12 protein-coding genes are annotated in these 15,485 nt (G+C 36.1%); 5 read left to right on the top strand and 7 right to left on the bottom strand.

Features of this window, described 5'->3' with window-relative positions; genetic code table 11:
• The first annotated feature begins 124 nt into the window (after positions 1-124).
• The 4 genes from BXY64_RS06045 (at position 125) to BXY64_RS06030 (ending at position 5,455) form a co-directional block, all read left to right on the top strand.
• Positions 125-1,447: an SO_0444 family Cu/Zn efflux transporter gene (locus tag BXY64_RS06045; RefSeq protein ID WP_120239010.1), complete on the top strand. Its 1,323-nt coding sequence runs from the start codon at positions 125-127 to the stop codon at positions 1,445-1,447.
• Between the two features lie 361 nt (positions 1,448-1,808).
• Entirely contained in the window at positions 1,809-3,332 is a 1,524-nt protein-coding gene (gene accC / locus BXY64_RS06040) for an acetyl-CoA carboxylase biotin carboxylase subunit (RefSeq protein WP_120239009.1), read from the top strand.
• 18 nt (positions 3,333-3,350) lie between these two features.
• On the top strand, positions 3,351-3,860 hold the full coding sequence (locus tag BXY64_RS06035; protein ID WP_120239008.1) for a biotin/lipoyl-containing protein: 510 nt from the start codon (positions 3,351-3,353) through the stop codon (positions 3,858-3,860).
• Positions 3,861-3,919: 59 nt separating this feature from the next.
• Positions 3,920-5,455: an acyl-CoA carboxylase subunit beta gene (locus BXY64_RS06030; protein ID WP_211334417.1), complete on the top strand. Its 1,536-nt coding sequence runs from the start codon at positions 3,920-3,922 to the stop codon at positions 5,453-5,455.
• A 65-nt stretch (positions 5,456-5,520) separates the two neighbouring features.
• Here BXY64_RS06030 and BXY64_RS06025 read toward each other — a convergent pair whose 3' ends face one another.
• From BXY64_RS06025 to BXY64_RS06000, 6 genes are all read right to left on the bottom strand, one after another.
• On the bottom strand, positions 5,521-6,603 hold the full coding sequence (locus tag BXY64_RS06025) for an alpha/beta hydrolase family protein (protein ID WP_120239007.1): 1,083 nt from the start codon (positions 6,601-6,603) through the stop codon (positions 5,521-5,523).
• A gap of 451 nt (positions 6,604-7,054) precedes the next feature.
• Positions 7,055-8,377, bottom strand: a complete 1,323-nt coding sequence (tilS, locus tag BXY64_RS06020) for a tRNA lysidine(34) synthetase TilS (protein WP_147375914.1) — start codon at positions 8,375-8,377, stop codon at positions 7,055-7,057.
• A gap of 102 nt (positions 8,378-8,479) precedes the next feature.
• On the bottom strand, positions 8,480-9,793 hold the full coding sequence (pabB, locus tag BXY64_RS06015; protein WP_120239005.1) for an aminodeoxychorismate synthase component I: 1,314 nt from the start codon (positions 9,791-9,793) through the stop codon (positions 8,480-8,482).
• 515 nt (positions 9,794-10,308) lie between these two features.
• Positions 10,309-10,749, bottom strand: a complete 441-nt coding sequence (locus tag BXY64_RS06010; protein ID WP_120239004.1) for a DUF6265 family protein — start codon at positions 10,747-10,749, stop codon at positions 10,309-10,311.
• Positions 10,750-10,778: 29 nt separating this feature from the next.
• Positions 10,779-11,864, bottom strand: a complete 1,086-nt coding sequence (locus BXY64_RS06005; protein WP_120239003.1) for an SGNH/GDSL hydrolase family protein — start codon at positions 11,862-11,864, stop codon at positions 10,779-10,781.
• Between the two features lie 130 nt (positions 11,865-11,994).
• A complete protein-coding gene (locus BXY64_RS06000; RefSeq protein WP_120239002.1) occupies positions 11,995-12,987 on the bottom strand; it encodes a YhdH/YhfP family quinone oxidoreductase in 993 nt (330 codons plus the stop codon).
• A 115-nt stretch (positions 12,988-13,102) separates the two neighbouring features.
• On the opposite strand from BXY64_RS06000, the gene BXY64_RS05995 reads away from it, so the two are divergent.
• Positions 13,103-13,438, top strand: a complete 336-nt coding sequence (locus tag BXY64_RS05995) for a winged helix-turn-helix transcriptional regulator (RefSeq protein WP_211334416.1) — start codon at positions 13,103-13,105, stop codon at positions 13,436-13,438.
• A 17-nt stretch (positions 13,439-13,455) separates the two neighbouring features.
• Here BXY64_RS05995 and BXY64_RS05990 read toward each other — a convergent pair whose 3' ends face one another.
• Entirely contained in the window at positions 13,456-15,465 is a 2,010-nt protein-coding gene (locus BXY64_RS05990) for a sensor histidine kinase (protein ID WP_120239001.1), read from the bottom strand.
• Positions 15,466-15,485 lie beyond the last annotated feature (20 nt).

Here is a 15,485-nt window from a genome sequence, read left to right as displayed (position 1 = left end):
TAAAAATACCTACATGTTGGTATTTTTTAACTTCAGAGCAGAATTCATCGCATATAAACATCAAAGCATCCAGATATTTTAATACTTTTGAATCAGAAATTACTTTGATTACAAGAAGAAAACAATGGAATATTTCAACCAATTTATATATGACTTTATTGACATCCTGAATGAGATGTCGCCTTATTTAATGCTTGGCTTTTTGTTTGCAGGAATCTTAAAAGTGGCTTTTCCACAACGCTTCATAGACAAATATCTGGGGCAAAAAAATAGTAAGTCAGTATTAAATGCTTCATTAATTGGAATCCCATTACCACTTTGTTCTTGTGGAGTGATTCCAACCGGCATATCATTTTTTAAAAGTGGGGCTACAAAAGGTTCTTCGGTTTCATTTCTTATTTCGACTCCACAAACTGGTGTAGATTCTATACTAGTTACCTATTCGCTTTTAGGACTGCCATTTGCAATTATTCGACCTTTTATTGCTTTGACAACTGGTTTTTTTGGTGGCGTTTTAACTAATAAAGTAGATGATTCAGATAATATCAATTCTGAAATTAGTTCTGACAATTGCTGTACCAAGAGTGAAAAGAATAATGATGGATGCGATTCAAACAAAAAGCTTTCTAAAACAAAAAAATCAAAGATATATACACTTTTCCATTATGCCTTTGTTGAATTCTTACAAGATATTTCAAAATGGTTGATTATTGGTTTACTATTGGCCGCTGCTATTTCTGTATTAATTCCTGATGATTTCTTTACAAGCTTTATTGGAAATGATCTTATAGGAATGCTAGTTATACTAATAGCTTCCATTCCATTGTATATTTGTGCAACCTCATCAGTGCCAGTAGCAGCAGTTCTAATGATGAAAGGCTTATCGCCAGGAGCTGCTCTTGTTTTCTTAATGGCTGGCCCTGCCACTAATGCTGCAACCATTACTGTACTAAATAAGGTTCTTGGAAAAAAAACAATGTGGGCTTATCTTATCTCTATAATTAGTGGTGCAATTGTATTTGGACTACTAATAGATAATCTTCTTCCAAGAGAATGGTTTGCTTTTGGTGGATTACATCATCACATGACTGGACATGAAGGTCATTGGGAACTTCCTAATTGGCTAAAATGGGGAAGCAGTATTAGTCTTTCACTTTTAATCATTAATGGATATTTTCAGAAATACTTATCATCTAAAAAAGAACTACAAACTCAAATTACAATACCTCAAAAAGAAGAAAAATTTGTAATCGTAAATGGAATGAAATGCAACCATTGTAAAAATAGTGTTGAAAAACACATTGGTGCACTTTGTAATATTGAGATTGCAGAAGTTAACCTTGAGCAGAAAATATTGCGCATGGTTGGAACATCAATTAAGCTATCTCAAATAAAAAAAGAAATCGAAAGCTTAGGGTTTGAATTTGATGAAAAATCTGAGAAATAAAAATATTCCTCCCACTCCTCTTAAAGCACCTAAGTAACTATAGTACTCCCACTTACAATCTCACTTTGCAACTTTTTTATTCGTTAACAAACTGACATATATAAATTCTAATTAAGAGTAAGAACTCCAATAAACTCGCGCAAATCTCATGATATTTGTCATGTTTTTATGTCAAATCGCATTGATACATGTTCATATTTAATTACTTGGAAACTTCGATTTTTTAATTATTTTTGACATGCTGTACAACATATTTATGCTGTATATTATCTTTTTTTTGGGAAACTATTCCTAATCTAATGGTAAATAATTGACTTAAAACAAAGCTTTTATAAAGCTCAATTAACAATTAACCAAAACTATGATTACGAAGATTTCAAAAGTCCTCGTTGCTAATCGAGGAGAAATTGCACTGCGAGTAATGCGCTCATGCAGAGAATTAGGAATTCTTTCCGTTGCAGTTTATTCTGATGTTGATCGAACTTCAATGCATGTTCGATATGCCGATCAGGCTTTTCACATTGGACCTGCAGCATCAGCGGAAAGTTATTTAAACATTGAAAAAATAATTGAAGTAGCCAAGCGATCAAAAGCCGATGCTATCCATCCTGGATACGGTTTTCTTAGTGAAAATGCCGAATTTTCTAGACGATGTAAAGAAGAAGGTATCATATTTATTGGACCTACTCCTGAAGTTATCTCTACTATGGGTGATAAAATTACTGCTCGCCAAACCATGATTGATGGTGGTGTTCCCGTAGTACCAGGAACAAAAGAAAATCTTGAAGATGATGAAACTGCTCTTCGCGTTATTAAAGAAATTGGCTTACCGGTTATGATTAAAGCTTCTGCTGGCGGAGGTGGAAAAGGGATGCGAATGGTTGACAAAGAAGAAAATATTCTTGAAGGCCTTAGAGCTGCAAAATCAGAAGCAAGAGCTGCATTCGGAGATGATACAGTTTATGTGGAAAAATACATCTCTTCTCCACATCATATCGAGTTTCAAATTTTAGGTGATCAACATGGTAATGTTGTTCATTTGTGTGAAAGGGAGTGCTCGGTACAACGAAGACACCAGAAAGTTGTAGAAGAAACGCCATCCCCTTTATTGACCCCAGAGCTAAGAGCCAAAATGGGAGATGCTGCTGTTGCTGCGGCAAAAGCTGTTGATTACTATGGGGCAGGAACAATTGAATTCCTGGCTGATAACGATCATAATTTCTACTTCCTCGAGATGAATACTCGTTTGCAGGTAGAACATCCAATTACAGAAAGAACTACAGGTTACGACCTTGTAAAACAACAGATTCTAATTGCTGAAGGTAAAAAACTGGATATCAAACAAGAAGATATTTTCCAGTTTGGACATGCAATTGAATGTAGAATATACGCCGAAGATACCGACAACAACTTCATGCCAAGTCCAGGATTAATTACCCATATTACAGAACCAATGGGACTTGGAGTTAGAACTGATGGCTACGTTTATGAAGGATATGAAATTCCTATCCATTACGATCCAATGATTTCAAAATTGATCATTTGGGCAAGAACCAGGGATGAAGCCATTGAAAGAATGCGAAGAGCATTATATGAGTACAAAATTACCGGTGTGAAAACTTCTATCAAGTTTCTTGAAAGAATCATGGATTGCCGTGAATTTAGAGAAGGAACATATGATACTCACTTTATACAAAACAATGAAGAATTCTTGCTTGCCGATGATGAAGCCAAGCAACAGTTCGAAGATTTAGCCATAGTTACAGCCTTTTTGGACTATCACCACAAATTAAAAAATGTACAAGCAGATCCATCTACATGCAAACCTAGCAGGTGGAAAGATTTCGGTCGCCGAAGAGGTGTGTACAGATCAAGTGAAAATTAAAGATTAAAGAAATTAATTATGGCACTAGAAATAAAATTAGATGACCGAATTGCCAAGGTAGAGCTTCTTACTGAAGATGGCAATCATGTAAAGATTATAGTCGACGACAGAGAGTATGACTTAGATATGCAACAGGTTGAAAATGGAGTTTATTCTGTGATGTACAAAGGTCGTTCATTTAATGTAGAACTAATTGAAAACAGTTCTCCTAAAAAGTATACGGTTAATACTTTTTATCACTCCTACGAAGCTGAAATTATAGATGCTGAAACCAAGTATCTGAATGCAAGAAATGAGGGGGACCTTGAGGCTGCAGAAAGTACAATATCTTCTCCTATGCCAGGAAAAGTTGTGAAGATCCCTGTAGAAATTGGACAGGATATTTGTAAGGGAGAAACCGTAATCATTGTTTCTGCAATGAAAATGGAGAGTGAATACAAAGCCATGAAAGATGGAGTAATTAAAGAGATCTATGTTGATGAAGATGATACTATTGATGGAAATCAACCATTAATATACATCGATTAGCGTTCGACTACTCACTTTCAAATTGTAATTTGTAATTGATAATTTGTAATTTAAGAAACATGTTGACATTAGAAGATAAAATCAAAAAATTTGAAGAATTAAATAAGGCTGCTGAAGAAGGAGGCGGACAAGAAAGAATTGACAAGCATCATGCTGCAGGTAAAAAAACAGCGCGCGAAAGAATACATGACCTATTGGACCCAGAAACATTTGTCGAGGTTGATAAAATGGTAACTCACCGTTCTACCGACTTTGGAATGGAAAAAAACAAAATTCTAGGCGATGGTGTTGTATGCGGATATGGTAAGGTGGACGGCCGACTGGTTTATGTATTTGCACAAGATTTTACAGTATTTGGAGGTTCATTAAGTCGTGCAAATGCTGATAAAATTGTAAAAATTACCAAACTGGCTATGAAAATGGGTGCTCCTATTATTGGATTAAATGACTCTGGTGGGGCAAGAATTCAAGAAGGTGTACAAAGTTTGGCTGGTTATGCTGATATTTTCTATCAAAATGTTCGTGGCTCTGGCGTTATACCACAAATTTCTGCAATTATGGGACCTTGTGCCGGTGGTGCTGTGTATTCTCCTGCCCTCACCGATTTTATAATGATGGTGAAAGATACAAGCTATATGTTTGTAACAGGTCCGGATGTTATTAAAACAGTAACCCACGAAGAGGTAACCAAAGAAGAACTGGGTGGGGCTCTTACTCACAACTCAAAAAGTGGAGTTGCTCACTTTACCGCCGATAATGATGAACAGGCAATGATGATGTTGCGAGAGTTAATTGGCTTCCTACCTTCAAACAATATGGAAGATCCTCCGGTAAAACCTTGTACCGATAATATTCATCGCGAAGATGAAAAACTTCAGACCATTGTTCCTGCCGATCCTAACAAGCCATATGATATCAAGGAGATTATTGAAACTGTTGTTGATGATCACAATTTCTTTGAGGTAATGCCATTATATGCTCAGAATATCACCATTGGTTTTGCTCGTTTAGCAGGTAAACCAGTTGGAATCGTTGCTAATAATCCAGCAAATATGGCTGGAGTATTAGACATTAACAGTTCAACCAAAGCTGCTCGTTTTGTTCGTTTCTGCGATGCTTTTAATCTTCCCTTAATCACATTTGTAGATGTCCCTGGATTCCTTCCTGGAACAGCTCAAGAGTACGGTGGAATTATAAAGCATGGTGCTAAACTTCTCTATGCATTTGCCGAAGCAACTGTTCCTAAAATCACATTAATTACACGTAAGGCATATGGTGGTGCATACGACGTAATGGCTTCAAAACATATTGGTGCTGATATCAATTATTCATATCCAACAGGAGAAATTGCTGTAATGGGAGCCGAAGGTGCTGTAAATATCATGCACAAAGGTTTAACCGAAACGGAACGTGCAGAGGCGATCGATGATTACCGTGATAAGTTTGCTCATCCATATAAAGCTGCAGAGTTGGGGTATATTGATGAAGTAATTCAACCTAAGGAAAGTAGATACAAGCTGATTCAGGCTCTGGAAATGTGTGCCAATAAGAGTGAACAAAATCCTCCTAAAAAACACGGAAACATTCCTTTATAGATCAGATTAAATACAAAAAGAAGCATGGCTTAAAAGTCATGCTTCTTTTATATATGCTGTTGTATTTAAAATCGATACCCAGCTTTCTGAATATCTTTAAAAGTATTTATAGGTTTGTTGGGTTTTAACTGCTTCGACAAAAACTTATAAATCTTTACACGGATTTCTTTTGCCTTCTTTGTGTCCATTCTATCAAAAGAGTGCCCACCAGGAACTGCCTGATAAATTTCATATTCAAATGTTTTACCATCCGCTTTTAGCGATTTAATTAAATGCTCTACTTCTAAAACATTTACATCATCGTCGTTGGTATTGGTATGAATCAATAAGGGTGTATTCTGAAATTTATGAGTATTCCAAGCTGGTGATCGCCTGCGATATTCAGCCAAATTATCATTGGCTGTTTTGCCAATATGGTAGTCAGCCGAGTACAAATCGCGATATGATTGCGTCATGTATCCCATACGAGCAACCAAATCACTCACGGGAACTCCTGCAAATCCAACTTTATAATCATTTGGGTGATTAAACAAATTGAAAAGTGTAATCATTCCACCATGGCTCCACCCCATGATTCCTACTCTATTATCATCAACAAAATCGTAATTTTCAATCATGTAATTGCGGCTGGCATAAACATCTTCATTCTCTAATCCACCGTAATCTATTTTCTCGTAATGACCTTTACCGTATCCTGTACTGCCACGATATTCTGCAGCAACAACAATATATTCCTGAGCAATTAACTCTCTAACAATATGGGTGTAATAGGTTGTAAAATCGCCATGTACTCCACCGTGAGGCAACACCATTAAAGGGTACTTCTTATTGACATCTAAGTTTTTTGGAAAAAAGGCATAGGTCCAAAACTTTACAGGATTCCCTGCTCCTTTTGCCGTCGGATTTTTCTCCTTCCACTTTGGTGGTCCGTAAATGTATAATTTATCGATATGAGCAACATCACCTAATCTTTCGAACCAAATGATATCATCTACCATTTTTTGTAAACGATCCAATCGGTGGTCTAAATTTTCGTTGTAATTCTTAAGCTCTTCAATCTCACTTTTAATTTCCTGAGATTGAGAAAATCCTGAAAGAGAAAGCATGCCTAATAAAAAGATAGCTAGGCTGTGTTTTAGTTTTATCATGTTTTGAGTTTATTGGTTAGTTGTTTAATTGTAGAGGCTAATTTATAAATTATGGGTCAAGTATTAGCTTTTAATCTCAAAATATTACGGTGCGTTGCACCTTAAAAAACAAGCAATGTCATTCTATAAATATTAAGGTACTCCGTACCATATTCATTCATGCAATTCAAGCAACAGAGTTGCGTTATATTTATAGCCAATAATAATTGTGGAAAGCCAGGTGCAGAGCAACGTTTTATTATAGGATAATTAAATTCCCAAGCCAAATTCTTACCCAAATTGCGGATCAAAACCAATCGCAACCACTATACTTTAAAATATCCCAAAAGAAAAGATTAAGGTATTCCCTACCATATTCATTCATGTAAATCAAGCAACAGAGTTGCGTTATATTTATAGAAAGTAATCGTGATGAGAAGACAGATGCAGCGCACCGTAATATTACCAGATGCTACTTCATCTCCAATTTAAATATTTTGGTAGTTGTAGCGGTAATCTTAAATCGATCATCCAAACGATGGCCAACAACCCAGGCAATTCTATCGCCAGAAATCAATAACCAGGTATTTTCCTTATCCTGTAAAGAAAACTTTTGATCGATAAAGAAATCGGATATTTTCTTGTTTCCCTTCATGCCTATCGGACGGAAACTATCTCCCTGTTGCCATTTACGCAGCTTAAGCGGAAACTTCAACTTACTGGCATCCAGACATGCAATTTCAGGATTGCTTGGAAATTTAAAGCTTGGCGTTCTATCAATAAATGATGCCTCCATTTCCATTGGAAATTCAATCAAACCTGATTTTTCCTCCAACAGATATTCGCTGGAATCATTTTCTTCCAATTCAGATAAAATCAAATACTTTCTATCTCTTAAAACCTGGTGTGTGGATGAAAAGAACCTTTTACCAGAAATGGAACCTAACGATTTGGCAATCATTCTTACATCACGATGGTGAAATCCGTAAGGTGATAATATTTCGAACAAATGAGATGATGGAGAAGGCAATTCCTGCAATCGTGCAATGGAGATTAACAGTTGATTCTCCCTCTGAAAAACCAAATGCAAGCGATTCTCTTCAATTACATCATTGTAAATCTGTTCAACCTCCTTAAACCGTTGAACATTTTCGCTCATGGTTTTTCTAATGGCTGGATTAATTTGCTCTAAAACCGGAATTACCTGGTGGCGAATTTTATTCCTTACAAAGTCGGTTTCTCGATTGGTTGAATCTTCGCGATAATTTAAACCTTCGCTTTCTGCAAACTCTTCTAACTCTTTTCGGGTGAAAGGAAGCAGTGGTCTAATTATCTTACCCAATTTTGGTTTTATTCCTGTTAAGCCATGAATTCCGGTACCTCTTACCAGGTTAATCAGTACAGTTTCTGCAACATCATCGGCATGATGACCAACGGCAATGTATTGGTAATTCTCTAATTCCAGAATTTGATTGAACCACTCATACCTCAATTCACGAGCTGCCATTTCAATAGAAAGCTTATTGTTATCAGCGTAAGCTTTGGTGTCAAAATCTTTTGAATAGAACGGAATGTTGTTACTATTGGCCAGGTTTTTCACGAATTCAAAATCGCCATCCGACTCATCGCCTCGTAAATGAAAATTGCAATGTGCAATGGCGCAGTTTACTTCCATTTTTAATAACATATGAAGCAAAACAACAGAATCGATTCCTCCGCTTACCGCAACCAAAATTTTTTCATCACGATAAAACAGATTTTCTTCTTCTACAAAGCGAACTAACTTACGAAACACGGTCACAATTTATAATTAGTAATGAGCAATTAACAATGAATAATTTAAAATCAGAGTATCATTTAAAGATTTCCACTCTAACTAAATTACACATTCTCTTTTTTAATGATTTTTTAAAACTTTCATGATGGCTTTGGCTTTCAACATGCACTCTTCATATTCTTTCTCAGCCTCAGCTTGCATGGTAATGGCCCCACCAACCATAAACGAAAGATAATGATTTCTTGCATTATAAAGTATGCTGCGAATTACCACATTAAAATCAAAATCACCTTCAGGTGTAATGTATCCTATAGCTCCGGAAAACAATCCCCTTTTTGTTGTTTCGTACTTTTCAATCAGTTTCATGGCACGAACCTTAGGAGCGCCGGTCATCGATCCCATAGGAAAACACTGACGAATGGCTTCAATAAAGTGTACCCCTTCTTTAAGCTCCGAAACAACAGTCGAAATCATTTGGTGCACCTGAGGGAAAGAATAAATCCCACACAACTCCTCAACGATTACCGATCCTTTTTCGGCTGTTCTCGATAAGTCGTTTCGTACCAAATCTACAATCATGATATTCTCAGCTCTCTCTTTCGGATCGTTAAACAAAGTCTCCTTTATTTGCTTGTCTTCAGCTTCGCTTGCTCCCCGCCTGGCTGTTCCTTTTATGGGTTGAGAAATAATTTTCTTTCCAACTTTCTTGATAAATCGCTCCGGACTGGCCGACAACAAATATTGCTGCCCCATTTGGTAAAAGCCCGAGTACGGAGTAGGCGAAACTTCGGTTAGTTTCTGATAGGTGCCGCGAGGCTTAATGTAGCAATCTTCGGCATAAAATTCCTGGCAGAAGTTCACCTCGTAAATATCTCCTCTTCGAATATGATCTTTCAGTTGATTAACAGCCTCCAAATACTCATCACGAGAGATTCTTGAATGAATTTGATCTACAGAAATGGATTTTTCACCAGGCAATTCCATGTCTTGAAGATTTTGAACCAAAGAAAGCACCTCATCTTCAGTAAATTCTTCATTGTAATAATGAACAATCAGCGTATCCTCATCCAAAAGGAAGACCCAACATGGTCGGAAAAAGTTCATTTCCGGAAAATCCAATCCATCATGATTTTCAGACTTTAACTCTTCAATCTCATTCTTCAAATCATAGCCCAAATAACCAAACCACCAATCTTTCGATTTTTCAATGTTCTCTTTCAAATAATGAAAACAATCCTGTTTTGGTTCAATAATTTGAAGCGCATCAATACCGGCAACCAATTCGTAGGTATTGTATTCGGCCTTCGAATTTACTTTCTGATTCACCTCATGACTATCGAGTATACTAACATACTCGAACTTCTTGCTCCAAAATAGAAGCTGATCCTTAAACCTGCTCGGATTAGTGATATGAAATGTAAGCTGTTTTCGCATGCCGCAAATTTAGGCAAAAGATACACAAGATACTTTCTGCTTTAGATAAAACTTTTTGTGTGACAACATCACTGTTCTACTCCAATACGATGGCACTTTATTTTAGTTAGGAAGAAGGCTAAAGTTTGAAATTGCTACTTTATGAATTGTTGCTGCTACTTTATATCCTGTTATCATTTTTTTGTAACTTGCTGCCATTCCTTTAGCTCTTGTCGCAGGTATTTTACAATACTGTACTGTGGGAAAAATATAAAAGAGAGACGACAAAACTCTGGCTAAGGACAACAAGCCTTTGGCTAAGAGCGACAAGCCATTGGCTAAGAGCGACAAGCCTCTGGCTGAGGACGACTAACCTTTGGCTAAAGGCGACAAACCTCTGGCTAAGAACAACATGTCGCAAAAAGTTACAAATAAGGGAGAAAAGATGGTAACAAGTCTGATAGTTGAATCAGTAGAAATCAGACCTCCTGCAATTAAAGAAGGAAAAATAGCTTATATCTCTGTATGTAAAGCAGCTATCGCATCCGTATCATCACAAAAGAAAATCCCTCATCATTATCACCCAAAACATTTACTTTAACTCTTTTCTCTCTTAGTTTGAAGTATTGAATTTTCTTGGGAAAATCGTGCTTAGGGTTCTCAAATGAATAATAGTCAGAAATGGACTCATTTAAAGGAAAATAAATTGTAGCTCCCTGGTTTTGATTGAGTACACTTGCCTGATAAACCATTTTTCCTTTAATCAGCTTAATAGCTAAATGCTCCAAAATCTTATGCTTGCCATCCTTCAGCTTATATCCGGTTCCAATCAATTCATTCCCTTTTATCTCCCACTTTTCGAACTGTTGCTTTCCTTCAACCTGCCAGGTTCCTTCCAAAAAATGAAGAGCTTGAATATCCTGAGTAGAACAGGAGTAGGCACAAATCGAGAAAAGAATTAAAATCAGATATTTCATAAAGTAAAGGGATATTTATTTCTCTCAATTTACCAATTAATATTTTCATCGATAAACTGAATCAGGCTATTGGCCATTTCCTCTTGTTCTTTAATAGATGGATGTCCTGTTGTTTCTTTGAAAGGAACAAAATGTGTGTAGATTTTATCATCTTTTAAGCCAGCAACTGCCTTTTTAACATACCCTGGCCACTGAGAGCCTTCCTTCGTAGCATCCATATTTCCCAGCATGCATATGATTTCTGCTTTAGGGTAGTGATTTCGAATCCCTGCTACAAACTGCTGGTATGCATGAATCAAATATTCTTCGCTTGGAGATTTTTCACCAAAATTCTTCTTGAACTCATCTCTTTCGGGCATATTTACCAACCATGAATCATTCTGAAATAAATTTACCACCACCACATCGGGTGCATACAAGGAAAAATCCCACTTGCTGATTGAATCTGCAGGGTTTAATCGATCGTAAATATCTGGCATTTCGAAAGGGAACCAACTAATTGTAATTCCAATACCACTTTTACAAATACAATGGTAATCGGCATCGAAATGTCTGGCAGTTATTGAGGCATAGCTTAAATAATTGTTTGTAAAAGTACTGTCCGGAGAGTCTTTTCCTGAAGTATCTTCCACTGCGTATCCTGCCGTGATGGAATTCCCATAAAACTCTATCTTTCTTTTTGGCACATCTGCTTTGGCTAATAGCTTGGCTTTTCCACCAATCTTAAAACCATAAAAGTTGGTTGCTCCCCTATCCCATTCAGTACGTTTAAACAACTCTATACTATGTTTCCCTGGCGATAAATTAGTAGCCAATTCATGGTACTCCTTTATTGTATCGGGACGAAACAGTACAATACTGTCCTTATCGATGATAATATTATAATAGTTATCAGCCTTTTCATCCTTCATTAAAGCACTTAACGATTCTCCTTCAAAGTTTATTTTGATCGAGCTTCCCGACCAATACAGCTCTGCGTGATCAAAACTCGTAGTATCAATTCTTCCTGAATATTTAATTTCTGAGTTTGAGAATGGAACAGTTAAACTTTGTTGTTTTGTACAAGCTGTAAAAATTGCAATCAAAACAATTAGGAGATAATAGGTATTTTTCATGATATGGATTTTATAGTATGGAATTTCAAAACTACTTATTATTTTAATTAAAAATTAGTGCTTCTTTCTTAAATAGTAACAAAAAAGGCAGCCAACCGGCTGCCCCAAACTATAAACATCTAATGAAACCTTAGAGTTTCACAATTACTCTTCCTTTACTTTTCTTTTGTAACATCAAATCGATATAAGTATCCAATTCTTCTAAAGTAGATTCAATTACCTGTTCCTTGTGCTTGTATACATTCCATTCTGCCGCCAATTTGTCCCAAACCTTTTGTCTTAACTCCATTGGACAATTTTGAGAATCGATACCAATCAAACTGATTCCATTTAAAATAAATGGGTAAACAGTCATAGGTAAATCTCCTGATCCAACGTTTCCACAACAAGTTACACTACCCATTGGCTTACAAGCTTTCAATAATGTATGTAATGTATTTCCACCGATAACATCAATTGCGCCAGCCCAAAGTGGTCTTAACAATGGTCTTCTCGATTGATCATCAGTAATATCTTTTGAAATTCTGTTGCTGGCTCCCAACTCTTTTAATACCTCTTCATCACCAGTTGCATCAAAAGTTGCAGCAGTTACCTCAAAACCTAATGATGATAGGATACTAATGGCAATACTACCTACACCACCTAAAGCACCTGTAACTACAACTGGGCCCATTTCTGGTGTTTGACCAGATGCCAATAGCTTGTACACAGAAAGTGCTGCTGTAAAACCTGCAGTTCCATAAATCATAGCATCGCGAAAACTAAGCTCTTTTGGCAAAGCCACCACCCAGTTAGCAGGAACACGAATGTAATCAGAAAAACCACCATCGGTATTCATTCCCAAATCATAGCTGGTAACAATTACCTTATCACCCACTTTAAATTGATCACTTGATGATTCTTCTACAACTCCTGCAGCATCAATTCCCGGCGTGTGAGGATAATTTCTGCTTACTCCCTTATTTCCCGATACCGACAAGGCATCTTTGTAGTTTAATGATGAGTAACGCACCCGAATTAAAACTTCACCTTCAGGTAAATCCTCAATCTTTCTGCTTACAATCTCTCTTTTGTATTCTCCATTTTCTTCCCTGATACGAAGTGCTTTAAATTCTTTATCCATAACGGTTCTGTATTTTATTCTTATCTTGCAACAAAATTACGTGCATTTAATCTGCAAATCAAGAGCTTACAATTACATCACATACTAACATTTTGTTCTGATTTACTGATTATCAATGAATAAAAATTTCAAAAAATTGGAAAAAGGAATTTGTCCTATCGATACATTTATTAATTACGTAAAAGGAAAGCGTAAGGCAACCATTATTTTGCACCTGAAACAAGGTACAAAACGATATTCGGAATTGGTGAAACTCATTCCTGATGTAAGCGATAGAATGCTTAGTAAAAACCTAAAAGAGCTGGAAGAATCAGGTTTTATCGAAAAGAAAATATATCCCGAAGTACCTCCAAAAGTAGAATATAGCCTAAGTAAGTTGGGAAATGAAATACATCCGGTATTAATTGCTATGTTTCGGGGTGGAAAGATATTGGAGAAAAAGTTGAAATAAATTGGTTCTTTCCAAATTCAAATGGATGACTTTGTGGCAAAATCACTCATCTGTTGTATTAAAATTGGTTGAACGGGTATGGTAAAATGAAAGTTGGCTCCTTCTCCTAATTTGCTTTCTACCCAAATTTTTCCTCCAAGCATTTCAACGTAAGATTTCGCAATAGCAAGTCCTAAACCAGCTCCCTGTTTCGCATTCACATCGTATATATCTGCTTGGATAAAACGCTCAAAAATCGCTTTTTGCCTATCCTTTGCAATACCAATACCAGTATCTTTCACGTAGAACTCCAACCACTCCTTCTTTCTTACACATCCAAAATCGATAAAGCCATTTTCACAATATTTTATGGCATTTTTCAGAAGATTGCTTAAAATGGCATGTATTTTTTCTTCATCGGTGTCTATCAATTCACCTTTGCTTAGCAACTTGTCGGTACATGTCAACTCTACATTTTTGTTCTCCAATTCTGGTTTAAAGAAATTATAAAGCTCCTCTAGCTGATTATTGATATTTGATTCTTGAATATTGATTTCAATTAGTCCGGATTCAATTTTAGAGATGTCTACTATATCGTTAATGATACTTAGCATTCTCTTCCCACTTTGCGATATAATTTCTAAATAACGAGTCTTCTTTTCTTTATTTAATTGTGGAGTCTTTAATAAATCTGCAAATCCAAGGATTCCATTCATAGGGGTTCGGATTTCATGACTCATATTTGCCAAAAATGCAGATTTTAACAAATCACTCTTTTCTGCTCTTTCTTTGGCATATATTAATTCTGCTTCATATTTCTTTCGCTCAGTTACGTCTTTGGCTATTGAGATCACTAATTTTCTGCTATCATCTAAAACTCCAATTGGAGCCGAACTAAAATCCCAAATTACCTTATCACCCGAAGCCGTTATTATCTCTGATTCACCACCTTCAATTATCTTATCAGAATTATAAAGTTCTTCAATTAATTTACGAAAATGTTTACCTTCTGCTCCATACGCTTTCTCTGTCCATTCCTGAACTGTAACGATATCATTACGAGTATAGCCTGTTAAATCTGTCCATGCATCATTAATTGTTACCACCTCACCACCTTCAGCATGAATCATGATAGGAAATGGGGCAAAGTATATTGCTGATCTAAAACTCTCCTCAGTTCTTTTTACTTTTCCTGTAACAACATTTACCCGGTAACGAAGGAAAAACACAAATGCTAATAATAGTATTAAAACACCAGATATCAGAATAATGGTATTTTTTAACCAGCTGGGGAATACTGTAATACTCCCTATTTCACCATGAGACCATTCTTGTCGGGCATTATTGTAAACTGAGTTGCTTTGGTATTTCCATTCCTTTAGATAATTATTCAAAAGATTTAGGATTTCTTCATTTTTTCCCTTCTTAACTGTAAAGTAGATATCAAAAGGATTAAAGATAATTCCGCTAGAACGCAATGTATATTTTCTTGATTGTGCTGCTCCAAAAGTATTATTCACAACTCCTGCATCTACCTTATTGTATGCTAACATTTTGAATACATCCTCTGAATCCTTAGCATAGATAAATTTACAATTAACAGAAAGTTTTTGGGTTAAGTCCTGCAAATACCACGAATTGATATCTGCTTTCATAATGGCAACTTTTTGCCCTTCCAGATCAAGAATTCCATCAATTTCAGAGTCGGCATTGACATACACTTCTCCCCAAACAGTTAGCAATGGTTCCTTGCCATAATCCATATACATTGATCGTTCTTCGGTATATGCAACACTTACCAATAAATCAATTTCTTCATTTTTTATCCGCTCCAAACACTTATCCCACGAACCAAAAACATATTCGAACTGTATGTTATTTTGCTCCTCAACCTCTTTAAGTGCATCCACATAAAATCCTTTCACAATACCATCAGAATCCATAAAAATAGCTGGATAATAACTAAAGGCACCTATACGAAATTTCTCCTGTGCATTAGCTTGTATTATGGATAGTACTAACAAAAGTGTTACTAAAATTTTATTCATAAAGAAGGCTGTCTATTAAT

The organism is Marinifilum flexuosum (assembly GCF_003610555.1).
GTDB lineage: Bacteria > Bacteroidota > Bacteroidia > Bacteroidales > Marinifilaceae > Marinifilum > Marinifilum flexuosum.
Note: the sequence above shows the minus strand (reverse complement) of the source record. Positions and strands in the feature narration are given on the sequence as shown.

What these genes read in the sequence shown, in the direction of transcription:
- pabB (WP_120239005.1), bottom strand. Translation starts at nt 9,793, where the DNA reads ATGCGAAAACAGCTTACATTTCATATCACTAATCCGAGCAGGTTTAAG.
- BXY64_RS06005 (WP_120239003.1), bottom strand. Translation starts at nt 11,864, where the DNA reads ATGAAAAATACCTATTATCTCCTAATTGTTTTGATTGCAATTTTTACA.
- BXY64_RS05995 (WP_211334416.1), top strand. Translation starts at nt 13,103, where the DNA reads ATGAATAAAAATTTCAAAAAATTGGAAAAAGGAATTTGTCCTATCGAT.
- BXY64_RS05990 (WP_120239001.1), bottom strand. Translation starts at nt 15,465, where the DNA reads ATGAATAAAATTTTAGTAACACTTTTGTTAGTACTATCCATAATACAA.
- BXY64_RS06035 (WP_120239008.1), top strand. Translation starts at nt 3,351, where the DNA reads ATGGCACTAGAAATAAAATTAGATGACCGAATTGCCAAGGTAGAGCTT.
- BXY64_RS06000 (WP_120239002.1), bottom strand. Translation starts at nt 12,987, where the DNA reads ATGGATAAAGAATTTAAAGCACTTCGTATCAGGGAAGAAAATGGAGAA.
- BXY64_RS06025 (WP_120239007.1), bottom strand. Translation starts at nt 6,603, where the DNA reads ATGATAAAACTAAAACACAGCCTAGCTATCTTTTTATTAGGCATGCTT.
- BXY64_RS06030 (WP_211334417.1), top strand. Translation starts at nt 3,920, where the DNA reads ATGTTGACATTAGAAGATAAAATCAAAAAATTTGAAGAATTAAATAAG.
- BXY64_RS06045 (WP_120239010.1), top strand. Translation starts at nt 125, where the DNA reads ATGGAATATTTCAACCAATTTATATATGACTTTATTGACATCCTGAAT.
- BXY64_RS06010 (WP_120239004.1), bottom strand. Translation starts at nt 10,749, where the DNA reads ATGAAATATCTGATTTTAATTCTTTTCTCGATTTGTGCCTACTCCTGT.
- accC (WP_120239009.1), top strand. Translation starts at nt 1,809, where the DNA reads ATGATTACGAAGATTTCAAAAGTCCTCGTTGCTAATCGAGGAGAAATT.